We start from the raw sequence: 15,977 nt of genomic DNA on the forward strand, positions 1-15,977 counted from the left end.
CATATAATTATTTTTTACAGAGTAGCATTTTGTAAGAATTGTAGTATATAATTCAACTAGATAACTTAGCAAAAAATGACGTACGTTGAGAAAGCACAAAAATCGTTGCACTTTTAGTGTAAATGGCATTATTTTATTAGCGGTTAAAGCTTGATTCACATCTCCACACGGAATAGAGAAAGCTGTAACTTCAATACGATATTAATCAATTATCTACAAAAGAATCAGAAAAGTGGTACGATGCAGTGGGTTATTTAACGATAAACGAGTTATACGACCTTTTAATAAAAAAGAGCAAAGTATCGTTATTCTATCACACTTTGTTACTAAGGCTTCCTCTTAAGAGAGGTTTATATTGTAAGGGCTTTATGCAGCAAAAATAACAGTTGACGAAAAATAACGAAAAGTGTACTTATTCCCATCAAAAAATGCCATAGGAAAGGTGAGATAATATGTCCAATATTAAAGGTGGATTAATCCGGTTAAAGGAGATGGTAAATAGCTTACCGCCATCAGAGAAGAAAATAGCGAACTATATATTAAAAAACCCTAGAGAAGCTATACTATTAACTTCCATGACGTTAGGTGAAAAAAGTAAAACGAGTAGTGCAGCAGTAATGCGACTATGTAAATCACTTGGATTTTCAGGCTTTCAAGAACTAAAAATTCGTGTTGCAGGAGATTTACAACATGACACGGTAAAAGTAGGATACAGAGATATTGAACCGAATGAAAGTTATTCTTCGATTATTGACAAAGTAACGACAAATACGATCCAAACAATTAAAGAGACAACAGATATGATGAGTGGAACAGGTATGAAAAAGGCAGTGGAAGCTTTAATGAAAGCTAAATCGATTATATTTATCGGCTTTGGTGCATCGAGTATTGCAGCCCAAGATGCAGAACAAAAGTTTATTCGAATTGATAAAAATGCTGTTTTTTATCCAGATATCCATATGGCTGCGACAGCCATTGCAACAAAAGGAAGAGAAGATGTTGTCGTCGGTATTTCGTTTTCAGGACATACGAATGAAGTTGTGAAGCTACTAACATTAGCAAAAAGAAACAAATTGAAAACAATTAGCATTACGAAGTCGAGCCAGTCACCTGTAACGAATTTAGCGGATATTAATTTATATACGTCCACTTCAAAAGAAGCGACATTTCGAAGCGGAGCAACGTCATCACGAATTGCGCAATTACATATAATTGATATATTATTCATGTGTTTAGCATCCGATGATTATACGAATACAATTACATATTTAGATGAAACTAGAGAAGCCATTTCATTTTTACAAGGAAATTCAAATAAAAAAAATTAAATATAACGTGTTTTTTTGAACGCTCTGAAATATTATATCTAAATTAAAATAAAATATTGACAAAATATTTCATTAAGGATATAATGAGTTAGAATAGTTAGAAAATTCAATAGGTACCTACTTTTTTATTAATTGTTCAGAGACGATGGGAATGTATTTAGGTGAAAAAGGAAATTAGAAATTGAAAAAGAGAATGAGTGGATCTTCATATGTATAATAATTATATTAATAACTTAATAAATCGTAATGAAATTTTAGCTGCTGTATTAGTAGTCCAAAAGGATGGTGAAATAAGGTTTATAAAGAGCTATGGAATCCTCAAAGGGAATGGTAACGAGACAAAAAAAACGAGTACGGTAACACTATTTGATCTTGCTAGCTTAACAAAAGTAGTAGCAACCCTTCCATCTATCTTACTGTTACATCAAGAAAAAGAGCTAAATATAGACGATTCAATAAAAAAGTACATAAAGGACTTTAAATATTCCAACGTAACTATTCGTCAGCTTCTGCAACATACATCCGGATTACCAGCAGATTTGTCTTATAAAAACAGGAATGAAACGAGAGCTGTATTAGAAGAAATTATCCAGACAAATGTAATAGATAAACCAATTAAAAAAGTTAATTACAGTGATTTAGGTATGATTTTACTAGGAAAAATTATTGAAAAAGTAACGGGTACTGGATTGGATCACTTTACACGTCAGTATTTATTTCAGCCTTGGAAAATGAATCATACGCTGTTTCGACCTAGTGCTACACTAATAGATAAAATTGCACCGACAGAACTATTTCAAGGAAGGTATATACATGGGGAGGTACATGATGAAAAAGCCTTCCAACTAGGCGGAGTTAGTGGAAGTGCTGGGCTGTTTTCAACGGCTGAAGATCTCTCTAAATATGCCAACTATTGGTTGTTTCCTGAACATCAATCATTGTTAAAGAAAGAAACAATGAATCTAGTACAAAAAAAAATCATTGAAAATCGCGGTTTAGGATTTGAGGTTTTAAATGATAATGATAAAGAGTTATCCTGTGGAAAGCTTTGGTCTAAAGGCTCGTTTGGACATACTGGCTTTACTGGAACAAGTGTGTGGATGGATCCAATGGAGAAATTGTCTGTCGTATTCCTAACGAACATCGTGCAACTAGGAAGGGAACATCGCATGCAAAAAATAAGGAAAGAGCTTCATACATTAATTTATCAGGCATTCGTAAATTAAATAAATTGATTATACTTTACTTTAATAAATTAAGAATTTTAAAATTTTTACTAGGATCTAGAGGCAGAGGAAGGTGCAACCTATGAAGAAATTATTAACAGAAATGAGAAATGAAGATTCAAAGAATTTTCACGAAAACTCAATAAGAGAAATTATTCAGATTATGAATGAACAAGATAAGATGGTTGCCTATATCATAGAAAAAGCACTTCCTGAAATAGAGCAAGCGATTAAACGAATGGTAAACGCAATAGAAAATAACGGTCATGTCATTTATGTTGGTTCTGGTACGAGTGGGAGACTAGGAGTTTTAGATGCATCTGAATGTCCACCTACATTTGGAGTGTCACCTGATTTAATTAAAGGTGTAATTGCAGGTGGAGATAGAGCTTTACGTGAAGCTATAGAAGATGCAGAGGATAGTGTGGAATTAGGTGTGCAAGATGTGAGAAAGTATGTTAAACGACAAGACGTTGTTGTCGGGATAGCTTCTAGCGGCCAAACACCCTATGTAATTGGAGCCATTCAGGAAGCAAGAAAGCTTGGTGTTCAGACAATCGGTATTTCATGTAATGTCGATACGAAGCTGTCACATATCGTGGATGTACCAATTCAGCTTCCAGTAGGTCCCGAAGTTATTACGGGCTCTACTCGCTTAAAAGCAGGTACTGCACAAAAGATGGTTTTAAATATGTTATCGACTGCTTCTATGATTAAAACTGGAAAGGTTTATCAAAATTTAATGGTAAACTTGCAAGCAACTAATAAAAAATTACAAAATAGAGCTATTTCTATTATTTCAGAAATAACAGGAGTAGATACGGAAACTGCAAAAGCTGTAAATGATAAAGCGGGAGGAGATACTCGAATAGCCATTCTAATGATCATGTTTAGCGCAAATCCAGAAAAAGCTGCGTCAATATTAGAGAAGCATCAAGGGAATTTTATTAAAGCTTTAAATGATTTTGCTGCAGCCAATTAGAAAATTGAGAGGAGTGATACAATCAGAGAGTTCCGAAATAGGACCTAGTTGTTGCTAAGAAAAACATCGTGTCAAAGCTAGATACTCATTGCAGTCTATAATGGTAAGTAACAAATCCACCAAGGAAATGTACATAACTAAATCGAATAATTTAGCAGGATTCTATTATTACTCGATAAATAGTAAGCGATTTCAAAAAAGAGAAATGACAAAAACGAGAAATATAAATAATTTTAAAAGGGAGGAAATTAATATGCTACGTAATTTTTTAAGGCGCAATTTAATGCTCGTATTATTTATTTTAATCGTGGGATCCATGATAGCATGTTCATCAAATGATGAAACTGTTAGTGAAGAAAGTGATTCAGGTGAAGCCACTGAGTCCACTGAGGAAGCTTCTGATACGGATGGTGAGATTTCAGGTGATTTTGAGATTCAGTATTTTGTTGGTGGATATGGAGATGCATGGTGGAAAGAAGTGATAGCTGATTTTAAAGAAGCATACCCAAACGTAAATGTGATTGAGCATGCTGGGCCAAATATTAACGATGAAATGAAAACTAGATGGATTTCTAATAATCCACCAGATGTTGTTTATATTGATGGTGATGGGGCAAGTGAAACACAAATGATTAATGATGGGCAACTAATGGACCTAAGCGATTGGTTAAAAGAAGCGGAAACAACGGACGGGACAAAAATCTATGATGCCTTCATTACACCATTGGAAGAAATAGATGGCGGGAAAATATTTAGTTTACCTCTAGCGTTTGATACTTGGGGTGTATGGTATGACAATGCTTGGTTTGAAAAAGAAGGCTTTACGGTTCCGGAAGACTTTGACTCTTGGATTGCATCCATGGTTGATATAAAGGAAAAGACAGGAATCTATCCGTTTAATACAACAGGGAACTATCCACAATATTTCCAAAGAGGCGTACTTTATCCAGCCTTTGCTGCAGCAGGTGGTGCAGAATTATTAAACGACCTTTTGAATGGGAAGGTTGAAGCTTGGAAGAGTGAAGAAGCGTTAAGCGTATTAAAGAAAGTACAAAAAATGCAGGAAGCCGATTTAGTTGACCCAGCTTTCGCAGCGCGTAGTCATACACAATCGCAAATGAACTTTTTAATGCACGATAATGCATTTATTCCAGTTGGGTTTTGGTTACCAACAGAAATGAAAAATGACACACCAGACGATTTTGAGTATGGATTCATACCAACACCAATGAATGATCCAGGGAAACCTATGAGCCTTGTTCCAGATTTACGTCCTGTAGCAATTGCAAAAGAAGCAAAAAACCCTGAGGCTGCAAAAGCATTTTTTGAATTTATTTTCACTGAAAAGTATGGACAAAAGTTTGCAGAATATACTGGAGCAATTATGAATATAAAAGATGTAGATCTATCAGTAAATGAAAATGTACCTGCCTTCTTGAAAAGTGTAAATGATACGATTAATAATCCGGATAAAGTAGAAGTACATGAAAGAAACACGCCAGAAGGGGATGACTTAGATACTTCAATTAAAATATCAGACGAAGTGAAGAAGCAAATTGTTCCTCTCTTATTAGGTAAAATTGATGCAGAGGAATATATTGAAAAAGTAGTTGAAGTTGCAGAAAAAGCACAAAAGTAAATTAACGTTGGAGTGTGTAAATGTTTTTTACACACTCCAACTACTTAACGCCTTCTTTTCAATTGCTCCTAAATATTTTTAATGAATAATTTGAAAGAGTGATGTTATGGTACAGTCCAAGAAACAAAGATATTTCTTTCTCGCATTTTGTTTAGTTCCTACTTTTATATTTTTTATTGTATTTACAGTTTATCCAATGATTAATGGTTTATATTTATCGTTTTTCAATTGGTCTGGTGCAAGTGCAGTTAAAGAATTTGTAGGATTTGACAATTATAAGGAACTAATAAGTGATCCAATGATCCCTAAGGCTATTTGGCATGATTACTTTTTAGTTTTAACAAAAGTAGTAGGTATAATGATTTTAGCAATTTTCTTTGCAGTTGCGCTTACGCAATTAAAAATAAAAGAGTCCCCTTTTTACCGTTTAGTTTTCTTTTTTCCAAATATAATGTCAGTTGTAATTATAGGTATTCTTTGGCAATTTGTTTTTAATCCCGAAATTGGAATCATAAACTCTGGGTTAACATTGATTGGCTTAGAAAGTTGGACGAGACCATGGTTGGGAAGTTTGGAATGGGCTTTGCCAAGTCTTGTTCTTCCATCTGTATGGGCGGGAATTGGTCTGTTTATGCTTTTACTTATGGGTGGGATTATGAATATACCAACAAGTTATTATGAAGCAGCAGACATTGATGGAGCGAACAGCTGGCAGCAATTCTGGAGAGTAACCGTTCCATTAATTTGGCCGCAAATCAAAACCTCCATTATTTATATTGTAATTACTTCATTAAATGGTTCTTTCGTACTTGTTCAAATAATGACTAGAGGTGGTCCGAGCGATGCAACCGAGGTAATGGGCTCGTACCTATACTCAAAAGCATTTTCAGACTTTAGATTTGGATATGGAGCAACGATTGGCGTATTAATTTTAATCGTTTCTTTAATTACAGTAATTTTACTTCAATTTTTACTAAAAAGGGAAAAAGTTGAATATTAAGGAGGGAATCCATTTTGAAAATAAGTAGATTAGTAGGCAAGCTAGGTATTCGTTTGCCACTTGTTTTGTGGTCCATTATTGTTATCTATCCAATTATTTGGATGTTTTTAGGTTCTTTTAAATCAAATGCAGAAATCTATGCTTCACCATGGACGCTACCAGAATCTTTTAGTATAGATAACTTCATTCTTGCTTGGACCGAATACAATATAGGTTCGAGTTTTATAAACAGTGCTATTGTTACTTTGTTAGGTACTGCATTATGCCTCGTTTTTGCTATACCTACCTCCTATGCACTAGAACGAATACGATTCAAGGGTAGTGAATTGCTTTTTAATGTATATTTAGCGTCAATGATGATACCGGCAGTTCTTGGCTGGATCCCTTTGTTCTTTTTACTAATGAAATTAAATATGCTAGATAATTTATTAGCATTATCTGTTGTTTATGCAATTTCCCACGTACCATTCACTATATTTATTCTTACTAGTTTTATGGGAAATGTACCAAAGGAATTAGAAGAAGCTGCTGCAATTGACGGGATGAGTCCTTATGGCATTTTATTAAAAGTAGTAACTCCATTAGTAAAATCTGGAATTATAACAGCATCTATATTAAATGCGATTGCGTTTTGGAATGAATATTTTATGGCATTAATTTTGTTACAAAGTGAAAAAAGGAATACATTGGGAGTAGCCATGGATTTATTGAACCAAAATGCGGAATACAATAGCGCATGGGGAGCATTATTTGCAGGACTATCTATCGCGGTAATTCCAATCATAATTATTTATGCATTATTTCAGCGTCATATTGTGAAAGGAATGACAGAAGGGGCAGTAAAAGGATAAAGGGGCCTTGCTAAAGAAAGGAAGTATTCTATGAAGCTATATACATCTGTAGATATGGAAGGGGTCACGGGCATACCTGATATGACCTTCGTCGATTATTCCTTGCATAATTATGACCGAGCTAGAAAGATCATGACAGATGAAGTCAATACAGTTATAGCAACAGCACTTGAAAACGGTTGTACAGAAATAGTAGTTAATGATAGCCATTCAAAGATGAATAATATTTTAGTAGATCACATCCATGAAGGTGCTCAATTAATTACTGGAAATGTTAAACCATTATCGATGGTGCAAGGGATAGATGATACGTATTCTGGTGCAATGTTTATTGGATATCATGCGCGAGCTGGCCAATTTGGCGTAATGTCACACTCTATGATCCATGCCGTACGGAATTTTTATATTAATGACCATCCGATAGGTGAAATGGGTATAAATGCGTATGTCTTAGGCTATTATGGGATCCCTTTATTGCTAGTAACAGGAGATGACCAAGCAGCTAGGGAAGCAGAAGCTTTAATACCAAATATAACAACGGCAACAGTGAAGCAAACCATTTCGCGTTCTTGTGTAAAAAGTCTAACACCTAAAAAAGCGCATGCGTTAATCGCGAGGAAAGTGATCGAGGCAATAGAAAATAAACATAATATAAAGCCACTAGCTCCGCCTAAAGAGCCGATATTAAAAATTGAATTTAATAACTACGGGCAAGCGGAATGGGCGAATTTAATGCCAGGAACAGTTATTGAACCGGGAACAACAATTGTTCGTTTTAAAGCAAAAGATATGATTGAGGCGTATAAGGCAATGGTTGTTATGACAGAACTTGCTATAAATACGACATTTTCATGAGCGTAGGAATTAAATTATTTACGATCTTAATTTAATCCTTAATTTTAATATTCATAGCTAACTTGTTTTACTACATATACTAATGCTAATAAGCTTAAGATCAAAACATGTGGAGGTTTATGATGCAACCAATAGTTGGTGTCGTTCCTTCTGTCGATGAAAAGGAAGGAACGTATTTTATTAATGAAGATAATATAAAGGCACTTAGTGCTGCGGGGGGAATTCCCGTCTTACTCCCGTATACTCAATGTAAAACGTCTATAGACAAAATGGTAGCTATGATTGACGGACTGTATTTAACAGGAGGAAATGATATTGATCCATTTCATTTTGGCGAAGAGCCCCATCCACATCTAGGTACTGTTAATCAAGAACGTGATCGATTTGAATTAAAAATAGTAACAGAAATATTAGAGAAGAAAAAGCCTGTATTTGGTGTGTGTAAAGGGTGTCAAATCATTAATGTTGCATTAGGTGGCAGTGTATATCAAGACATGTATACACAAATTAATAAACCGCTTATTCAACATCAGCAAAAGGCACTTTATCAATTTCCTTCTCACAATGTACATATTACTGAAAAAAGCATTTTATGGGAAATTACAAGGTCAAATACGATAAAAGTGAATAGTCGTCATCATCAATCCGTAAGACAGTTAGGAGATACATTAATTATTAGTGGCGTTGCAAGTGATGGAGTTATTGAAGCGATTGAAAGTACGGAAGATCAATTTATTCTTGGAGTCCAGTGGCATCCTGAAAATATGATTGAAAACGGTGATAAAACATCTAGCAAAATTTATCAAGCTTTTATTGATGCATGCAGTACGAAGGTGTAAAACGTGTAGTTCACGTTCAAATGAGGAGGAGAGCATTGAAAATAATTGATGCCCATTGTGATGCGTTGTATAAATTACAAGAAGCTAAACGTCAAAAGGAAAAAGGGGAGCTTGATTATACCCAATCATCCTTACTGGATACAAATTTTAATCGATTAAAGCAAGGGAATGTTTTTGTACAATTTTACGCTATTTTTATATATCCTACTATTTCCTCAGATGAGATTTGGCAATTCGCTTTAGAACAAATAGAACTTTTTCATACAGAAGTTGTTAGAAAAAATCCACAAATAAGGCAAATAAAAAAGTGGCATGAAATAGATGAATTACAGGCTGGACAGATAGGGGCAGTATTAACGTTAGAGGGTGCAGATGCATTTGGCAATGATTTATCTAAATTAAGACATCTATATAAAGAAGGAGTACTTTCTATTGGTTTAACATGGAATAATGCGAATTTGTGTGCCGATGGAGTTGGTGAACCACGTGGGGGTGGTTTAACCCTATTAGGAAAAGAAATGGTGAAGCTAAACAATGCGCACAACGTGTTCACTGATGTTTCTCACCTTTCAATAAAAGGTTTCTGGGAAGTCATGGAGCTTGCCGATTATCCTATTGCAACCCATTCAAATGTAAGGAAACTATGCGACCATCCTCGAAATTTATATGACGATCAAATAAAAGAAATGGTTGCACGAGATGGCTTAATTCATGTTGTGTTTAATCCTCCATTTATAAGACAAAATAGTGAAAAAGCAAGTGTTTCCGATCTAATTGACCATATTGATTATTTATGCTCTTTAGGTGGTGTGAAGAATATTGGCTTTGGTTCGGACTTTGATGGAATAGATCACTTTATACATGGATTAGAAAATTCCTCAAAATATCAACACCTTATAAATGAATTACTGAAAAGATTTAGTGAAACACATGTAAGAGGCTTTGCTTATCAAAACTTCTTAGATCATCGTCCAGAAACGCATTCATAAGAGAGGGGAATAGATAATGCGGAAATTTGAAGATGAAGCAAAACAGCTATTAACGAAGTACCATGTTCCAGGCTGTATCATGGCGATCTCTTATGATGGAAAGATCGTATATAAAAAGACCTTTGGCTATAAAAATGTTGAATATCAAGAAAAAATTGATGGTGATACAGTATTTGGTTTGGCTTCATTAACGAAATCATTTACTTGTGTTGCAATTATGCAGCTTGTAGAACAAGGTAAGATAGATATAAATGAGCCTATTACTCATTATATACCACATTTTAATTTGAAAAATGAACAAAACAGAAACAAAATTACTGTGTACCATTTAATGACCCACTCTTCTGGACTCCCTCCATTACCTTCATTAGATTACGCAATGGTAAGAAAACGTAATAACGCCCCACTTGCGGACTATTTGGAGTTACCTAAAAAAGAAGAACGATTAATGACGTATAAACAATTAATGGATAGTTTAGCAACGACAGACATTGAGCTGTTAGATAGACCTGGAGAATTGTTTAGTTATTCAAATGATGGCTATGGATTATTAGGAGCAATTATTGAAAATGTTAGTGGAATGTCATACGAACAGTTCGTTTTGAAAAATATTATACACCCCTGTGGAATGACTCATACTTTTTTTACCGTTCAAGAAGACAAAACATACCCCAATATGACTACTTGCTATGAAGAGTATAATGAGGAAGTGTACGTGGCTCAACATTGGTGGGATGCACCTGCTATGCGTGCAACAGGATTTTTAAAATCAACAGCAAATGATATGATGTCTTACACATCACTTTTCATAAATGAAGGAGTTGTAAACGGAAAGCAGATTCTGACAAAAGAAAGCGTAAAACAAATGGTAATCCCCCATATCAAAATGGATCCAGTAAAATTTTATGGGTATGGGCTCGAAATTACACCAAATTATTTTGGCCAAAAACTCGTTCAACATGGTGGTAGCTTGCAATCTATATCTTCTAACCTTGCGATAATTCCTGAAAAAAAGGTAGCTGCAATCATATTATCCAACTTATCAGGATTTCCAGCAAACCGTCTGATGGCATACGCTTTAAATTCGTATTTTGGCAGAGAAATAAATGAAGAACACTTCTCTACTACTGAATTTAATGTAACAAGTGGGGAATTAGCTTTATATGAAGGGAAATATTGTTCAAGCGAAGGGATGGTTGTCACACTAAAAGTAATTGAAGGTAATAAGGTATCTTTCTTTTACAAAGAAAAAGCATATCCGATTACGTTTATTAGAAAAAATGTTTTTCTTGCCTATATTAATGATGCAATTGAACCAGGTGAATTTCTTGTTGATCAACAAAATAGTGTTTATGGAATATCGATTTATCATCGAGTACTCTTAAAAAATAATTGACGTGCGCTTCATCTTAGATACACGTGACTTATCCAAAAGAAAGTCCGTTTTTATTGAAATTAAAGTGTGGGTTCGCTCATGATGGACAGGCAAGAAAAGAGCCTTTAATTCTAAATGATACAAGAATTAAAGGCTCTTTGTGTTTTTGTACTGTTAAAACTTAACGAGAGTAGAACTCAACAATAAGTGCTTCGTTAATTTCAGCTGGAAGCTCTGCACGTTCTGGTAAACGTGTGTAAACACCTTCTAATTTGTCCGCGTCGAATGTTAAGTAGTCAGGAACAAAATTGTTAACTTCGATTGCTTCTTTAATGATATCAAGATTTTTCGCTTTTTCACGAAGTCCGATTACTTGATTCGGCTTTACGCGGTATGATGGGATATCAACGCGTTTGCCGTCTACAGTAATATGACCGTGGTTAACGAGCTGACGAGCTTGTCTACGTGTACGAGCTAGACCAAGACGATAAACGAGATTGTCAAGACGAGATTCAAGTAAAATCATGAAATTCTCACCATGAATACCTTTCATTTTACCTGCTTCATCAAAAAGATTGCGATATTGACGCTCGTTTAAGCCGTACATAAAACGCAACTTTTGCTTTTCTTGTTGCTGCAATCCGTACTCAGAAACCTTTCTGCGTTGGTTTGCACCGTGTTGACCAGGAGCGTAAGGACGCTTATCTAATTCTTTACCTGTACCTGTTAATGAAATGCCGAGACGACGTGACTTTTTCCAAAGTGAGCCAGTAAAACGTGACATAGGACATTTCCTCCTCTATATTTAATTTAGCATAAAATAAATGACCGTGTTCCTAACGTTGTTCATTTTGTTTTCATGTACCATCGCTCCAGCAGCAGAGAGTTACACGATACACCTCATACGTGAGGAACAAAATGAGTTCAAGCGCGGTTCACAAAGGCTACCTTTTTATTTTACACAACGTACAGTATATAATTATTTAGAAGAGAAGTCAATTAATCTCTTCATAGAGATTGAGTCACGTATTTGTGGGTGTTATTTTAAGAAGTTAAAAAACCTCTCTTTGTATTCGTTAATTTTAGTATTGATTCCTACCGACCGCAGTAGATATACACTACGCTTTCCGTGCCCGCGGAAAGCATCCACCTACAGTGAAAATCAACGGTGTTATTCTTGTGTATATCGTTCGAAGTAAAATTAATCACATATTATCTAGTTAGATTCGTGCATCTGTTCCCCCACAAACATTTTACTCATACCTTCATAGAGATTGTGTCACCACGTTGTGAATCCTACTTTAAGGATAAAAGCGGTGTTTGAATTCATTCTTTATGCTCTAACAATCCTTTTGGATACACACGAGGCTTCCATGGGGAAAAGCATGAAATTTGTGGCTTCCCAAAAGCGATCCTATAAAACGGGTCTAAATACATGAAATAATCACGTAACAATTGTTTTAATATAGGAAAAAATGACTAGTTGTTATATAATGGAACTAGAAAGAAGCTGTCGAACAATTCAGAGCAGTATACAAAAGGTAGGTGTGGATGGATGGAAAATACGGCAAATGAGTTCATTAAAGATTTAAGAAATAGTTTTTTTGAACTAACATATCAAATACCCCATACTTCATATGAGCAAATTATACGGCTGTTAACAGAGCGGCTAGACACCGTGCTATGTGTCAATTATTCCGCAATACATATAAACAACAATTGGGATGTTAATAAATTGATTAGCCATGATCCAAACGCAGAAAAATTTATTAAGCGTACATTTCCTTCGTTAGAAAAGAATAAAGCAGAGCGAAATACACCCCCCGTCTTAGATGAGACGGACGTTTATACAACTACTTCACAGGAAACTCAGGCGTACGTGATTAAAATAGATTCGGATAAGGATCGTTACTTTCTTTTCTTTATAAAGCAACCTACCGACGGATTGGATAAAAAAATACTACTTACTGTACGAGAAGAGCTAAAGCAGTTTTTAGGAATTGTTGAATTCTATTATCAAAAAGAATTAGCTGAAAGAAGAAGTACTTATTTGTTTGAATTAACATCACGTTTTCATTCGACTGTACCTGTAGCAACAATCCTAAATGTAATTGGTAAGGAAATTCAAAAGCTTTATCCTGCTTTTTCGTATTGTTTTTTACTGTCACAAGAATATGAGCAATGTGAAACGGTACCTACTAAGATGATGGAATATAGTGATGAAACGAGCAGTTCGTATAGTACACATGCGTTTATTACAGGTGAATTTAAGCAAAGAACAGATAAAGCTAAAGAAAAGACGTATTTATATGCTCCTTTAAATGGGTGTCAAGGGGTTTATGGAGTTATACAAATGACTGTACCTTACCTCGCGAATTTGCCAGAGGAAGAAGTCGAATTTTTAACGAGATTTGCAAATATCGCTGGTAACGCAATTGAACGGGTAACACTATATCAAAGCTCAACACAGCTCGTTTCGGACTTGCAGCTTATTAACGATACCGCACATAAACTAAATTCAAATTTAGAACTAAATGAGATTGTAGATGTAATAAAAAATCAGATAGTCAAAGACTGCAAAGCAACCCAAATAGGATTTTTCTATAATAAGAACGATAAAAATAACACGTATCCATTTGAAATTTTAACTGGTAGTACATCTTATTTTTGGACGACGGAAGGTCAAGATTTTGCAACACTCATTTTTGAACGGATAAATAAAGGCACCAAATCGATTTTTATAGGCGATTTCACTCAAGAAATCAAACGTACAGCGTACCGTTCAGTTATGGCAATACCAATGAGAATTTCTGAAAACATTTATGGTGTAATTACAATTCTACATGAAGCTCCTTACTTTTTTTCATTTGAGAAATTTAAATTAATGGAATCTCTTGTCCAACACGCTACGCTAGCAATATCAAATTCGGTGCTAAAAGACAAGCTTGAAAAAGCAGTGATTACAGACTATTTGACGAACCTATACTCAAGAAATTATTTAGACGATAAATTAAACCGTCATATGACTAGAGATCATCAAGGCACATTAGTATTATTTGATATCGATAATTTTAAGCAAATAAACGATGTGTTTGGCCATTACACAGGAGATAAAGTACTTAAACAAATTGCTGCAGTAATTAAAAAGTGTACCCGAAAGGGCGATACCGCAGCACGCTGGGGTGGGGAGGAATTTGCTATATATATACCTGAGGCGACGGTTGAGGATGGTGTTAATTTGGCAGAGCGTATACGAAAAAAAGTAGAGCGTACGTCGGATCCCCCTGTGACCTTATCATGCGGTATATCGACTTGGAAGAAAGAACGTAAAGATTCTGTCCGTGATCTATTTGTACGAGCAGACAAATCATTGTATGAGGCAAAAGGAACTGGGAAAAACCGCGTCGTGTCAGACGAAGGGACGATGCGTGAGAGTTCTTAATATTTCATAGGAAAGCCATTTGTGTAAAAACGATCAGGCTTTCCTATTTGTCCATCAGTCACTTAGAGCTGCTCCTAATATGTGTACAAATTTCTCAAGATAAATTTGGTCTGTGTCATTAAAACGTGATTTAACTGGACTATCAATATCTAGAACACCATAAATGTTATCTTGAATAATAATAGGAATTACGATCTCTGATTTACTTGCGCCATCGCAAACGATGTGTCCAGGGAATAAATGTACATCATCGATTCTTTGTGTAGCACGTTCTTTAACAGCTGTGCCGCATACGCCTTTTCCGTAACCAATACGCACACAAGCAGGTAACCCTTGAAACGGACCGAGCACTAATTCGTTTTCTTTCCACAAATAAAATCCTACCCAGTTTATTGAATCTAAAAATTGATTCAGCAATGCCGATGCATTAGCTAGAATAGCAATAGAGTCTGTTTCACCCTCGTTTAGGCCTTCCAGTTGCTTTAATAAAAGCTCATAGTCTTTCGCTGTATTACCAGAGTAAGCTGTTTTTTGAAACATGTTTCATTTTCCTTTCTAAATTTATAATATAAAAAGTATGTCGATCAATACATGCAGGAATTATTGTTTTTTTGTCGTATCTCAATTATAAAGGGGTGAAGCTAAAATGAAAGTAAATTCAACAAAACAAAAAGTAATTGATGCTGCTACGTTGTTGTTTTTTCAAAATGGTTTTAATGGAACGTCCGTGCGGGATATAGCTGAGAAGGCAGCGGTAAATGTATCATTAATTAGTTATTATTTTAAAAGCAAGCAAGGTTTGCTTGAGTACGCTGTCACCCACTACTATGAAAACTATTTGAGAGAAATTGAAGCGACGATGAACCAAACAGCATCTTTATCTCCTTTAAATACACTTAAAAAGCTTATCGACACCATCATACAGTATAAACAATCTAATCACCAATTTACATGTTTTGTGCAGCGGGAATTAATGCTTGATACGATTTTTGTCCGTGAAATGACAGTGACTTACTTGGCAAAAGAACATTATTACATATATAAAGCTTTTAAATCTGTTTTACAACTATCCGGCGAAAGGGACGATGAACAATTTTTATTAATGCAATTGAAAGGGATGCTGATTACGCCATATGTATTACAGCATGATTGGAAAAACAAAGTGATCGGCATATATTCCCACGAGCAGTTTGCAAATAAATATGTGAATACAATCTATCGCTGGCTTGATTACATAACCGGAACGAACAAGTAATATACAATAATCACTTTTATTTTCCATTTGTTTGTCAAAAAAACATTTTTTTTGTGATTTTTTAGCCAAAAATGTAAGGAACATGGTATCATAATTAATACAGTAATAAAATGATGTTAAAATAATTTTACATATATTTTTTCATGTTGGAATGTAAAAAATATCCTTCTATAAGAGAAAAATAGCAAGGAGGTAT

Annotated in this window: 14 protein-coding genes; 12 read left to right on the forward strand and 2 right to left on the reverse strand. The window is 34.9% G+C overall.

Features of this window, described 5'->3' with window-relative positions; translation table 11 throughout:
• Positions 1 to 452 precede the first annotated feature (452 nt).
• The 10 genes from ACLIBH_RS13680 (at position 453) to ACLIBH_RS13725 (ending at position 11,105) form a co-directional block, all read left to right on the forward strand.
• Positions 453 to 1,328 carry a MurR/RpiR family transcriptional regulator gene (locus ACLIBH_RS13680; protein WP_439317273.1) on the forward strand — a complete coding sequence of 292 codons (876 nt, stop codon included), beginning with the start codon at positions 453 to 455 and terminating at the stop codon, positions 1,326 to 1,328.
• A 209-nt stretch (positions 1,329 to 1,537) separates the two neighbouring features.
• On the forward strand, positions 1,538 to 2,554 hold the full coding sequence (locus ACLIBH_RS13685; RefSeq protein ID WP_439317274.1) for a serine hydrolase domain-containing protein: 1,017 nt from the start codon (positions 1,538 to 1,540) through the stop codon (positions 2,552 to 2,554).
• Positions 2,555 to 2,636: 82 nt separating this feature from the next.
• Positions 2,637 to 3,536 carry an N-acetylmuramic acid 6-phosphate etherase gene (gene murQ, locus ACLIBH_RS13690; RefSeq protein WP_439317275.1) on the forward strand — a complete coding sequence of 300 codons (900 nt, stop codon included), beginning with the start codon at positions 2,637 to 2,639 and terminating at the stop codon, positions 3,534 to 3,536.
• A gap of 253 nt (positions 3,537 to 3,789) precedes the next feature.
• Positions 3,790 to 5,175 carry an ABC transporter substrate-binding protein gene (locus ACLIBH_RS13695; protein WP_439317276.1) on the forward strand — a complete coding sequence of 462 codons (1,386 nt, stop codon included), beginning with the start codon at positions 3,790 to 3,792 and terminating at the stop codon, positions 5,173 to 5,175.
• A gap of 106 nt (positions 5,176 to 5,281) precedes the next feature.
• Complete coding sequence (locus tag ACLIBH_RS13700) at positions 5,282 to 6,175, forward strand: carbohydrate ABC transporter permease (RefSeq protein WP_439317277.1); 894 nt, start codon at positions 5,282 to 5,284, stop codon at positions 6,173 to 6,175.
• A 14-nt stretch (positions 6,176 to 6,189) separates the two neighbouring features.
• Positions 6,190 to 7,026, forward strand: coding sequence for a carbohydrate ABC transporter permease (locus ACLIBH_RS13705; protein ID WP_439317278.1), 837 nt, complete (start codon positions 6,190 to 6,192; stop codon positions 7,024 to 7,026).
• 30 nt (positions 7,027 to 7,056) lie between these two features.
• A complete protein-coding gene (locus tag ACLIBH_RS13710) occupies positions 7,057 to 7,881 on the forward strand; it encodes a M55 family metallopeptidase (protein ID WP_439317279.1) in 825 nt (274 codons plus the stop codon).
• A gap of 119 nt (positions 7,882 to 8,000) precedes the next feature.
• A complete protein-coding gene (locus ACLIBH_RS13715; protein WP_439317280.1) occupies positions 8,001 to 8,720 on the forward strand; it encodes a gamma-glutamyl-gamma-aminobutyrate hydrolase family protein in 720 nt (239 codons plus the stop codon).
• 35 nt (positions 8,721 to 8,755) lie between these two features.
• The gene (locus tag ACLIBH_RS13720; protein WP_439317281.1) at positions 8,756 to 9,709 is read left to right on the forward strand and encodes a dipeptidase; all 954 of its coding nucleotides are present in this window, start codon (positions 8,756 to 8,758) and stop codon (positions 9,707 to 9,709) included.
• Positions 9,710 to 9,725: 16 nt separating this feature from the next.
• The gene (locus tag ACLIBH_RS13725; RefSeq protein WP_439317282.1) at positions 9,726 to 11,105 is read left to right on the forward strand and encodes a serine hydrolase domain-containing protein; all 1,380 of its coding nucleotides are present in this window, start codon (positions 9,726 to 9,728) and stop codon (positions 11,103 to 11,105) included.
• Between the two features lie 160 nt (positions 11,106 to 11,265).
• On the opposite strand, the gene rpsD is transcribed toward ACLIBH_RS13725, so the two are convergent.
• On the reverse strand, positions 11,266 to 11,868 hold the full coding sequence (gene rpsD / locus ACLIBH_RS13730; RefSeq protein WP_439317283.1) for a 30S ribosomal protein S4: 603 nt from the start codon (positions 11,866 to 11,868) through the stop codon (positions 11,266 to 11,268).
• A gap of 699 nt (positions 11,869 to 12,567) precedes the next feature.
• On the opposite strand from rpsD, the gene ACLIBH_RS13735 reads away from it, so the two are divergent.
• The gene (locus ACLIBH_RS13735) at positions 12,568 to 14,526 is read left to right on the forward strand and encodes a diguanylate cyclase domain-containing protein (RefSeq protein WP_439317284.1); all 1,959 of its coding nucleotides are present in this window, start codon (positions 12,568 to 12,570) and stop codon (positions 14,524 to 14,526) included.
• A gap of 54 nt (positions 14,527 to 14,580) precedes the next feature.
• Here the strand turns inward: ACLIBH_RS13735 and ACLIBH_RS13740 are convergent, their stop codons facing one another.
• Entirely contained in the window at positions 14,581 to 15,066 is a 486-nt protein-coding gene (locus ACLIBH_RS13740) for a GAF domain-containing protein (protein ID WP_439317285.1), read from the reverse strand.
• Positions 15,067 to 15,172: 106 nt separating this feature from the next.
• Here ACLIBH_RS13740 and refZ point away from each other — a divergent pair, with 106 nt between their 5' ends.
• Positions 15,173 to 15,781 (forward strand): forespore capture DNA-binding protein RefZ, encoded by a 609-nt coding sequence (gene refZ / locus ACLIBH_RS13745; protein ID WP_439317286.1) that lies wholly within the window; start codon positions 15,173 to 15,175, stop codon positions 15,779 to 15,781.
• The last annotated feature ends 196 nt before the right edge of the window (positions 15,782 to 15,977 follow it).

This window comes from Virgibacillus sp. W0430 (assembly GCF_051846935.1).
GTDB lineage: Bacteria > Bacillota > Bacilli > Bacillales > Amphibacillaceae > JBPYCR01.

Bases quoted from the DNA above. Each gene is read 5' to 3' on its own strand.
- ACLIBH_RS13680 (WP_439317273.1), top strand. From the start codon at position 453: ATGTCCAATATTAAAGGTGGATTAATCCGGTTAAAGGAGATGGTAAAT.
- ACLIBH_RS13685 (WP_439317274.1), top strand. From the start codon at position 1,538: ATGTATAATAATTATATTAATAACTTAATAAATCGTAATGAAATTTTA.
- murQ (WP_439317275.1), top strand. From the start codon at position 2,637: ATGAAGAAATTATTAACAGAAATGAGAAATGAAGATTCAAAGAATTTT.
- ACLIBH_RS13695 (WP_439317276.1), top strand. From the start codon at position 3,790: ATGCTACGTAATTTTTTAAGGCGCAATTTAATGCTCGTATTATTTATT.
- ACLIBH_RS13700 (WP_439317277.1), top strand. From the start codon at position 5,282: ATGGTACAGTCCAAGAAACAAAGATATTTCTTTCTCGCATTTTGTTTA.
- ACLIBH_RS13710 (WP_439317279.1), top strand. From the start codon at position 7,057: ATGAAGCTATATACATCTGTAGATATGGAAGGGGTCACGGGCATACCT.
- ACLIBH_RS13715 (WP_439317280.1), top strand. From the start codon at position 8,001: ATGATGCAACCAATAGTTGGTGTCGTTCCTTCTGTCGATGAAAAGGAA.
- ACLIBH_RS13725 (WP_439317282.1), top strand. From the start codon at position 9,726: ATGCGGAAATTTGAAGATGAAGCAAAACAGCTATTAACGAAGTACCAT.
- rpsD (WP_439317283.1), bottom strand. From the start codon at position 11,868: ATGTCACGTTTTACTGGCTCACTTTGGAAAAAGTCACGTCGTCTCGGC.
- ACLIBH_RS13740 (WP_439317285.1), bottom strand. From the start codon at position 15,066: ATGTTTCAAAAAACAGCTTACTCTGGTAATACAGCGAAAGACTATGAG.
- refZ (WP_439317286.1), top strand. From the start codon at position 15,173: ATGAAAGTAAATTCAACAAAACAAAAAGTAATTGATGCTGCTACGTTG.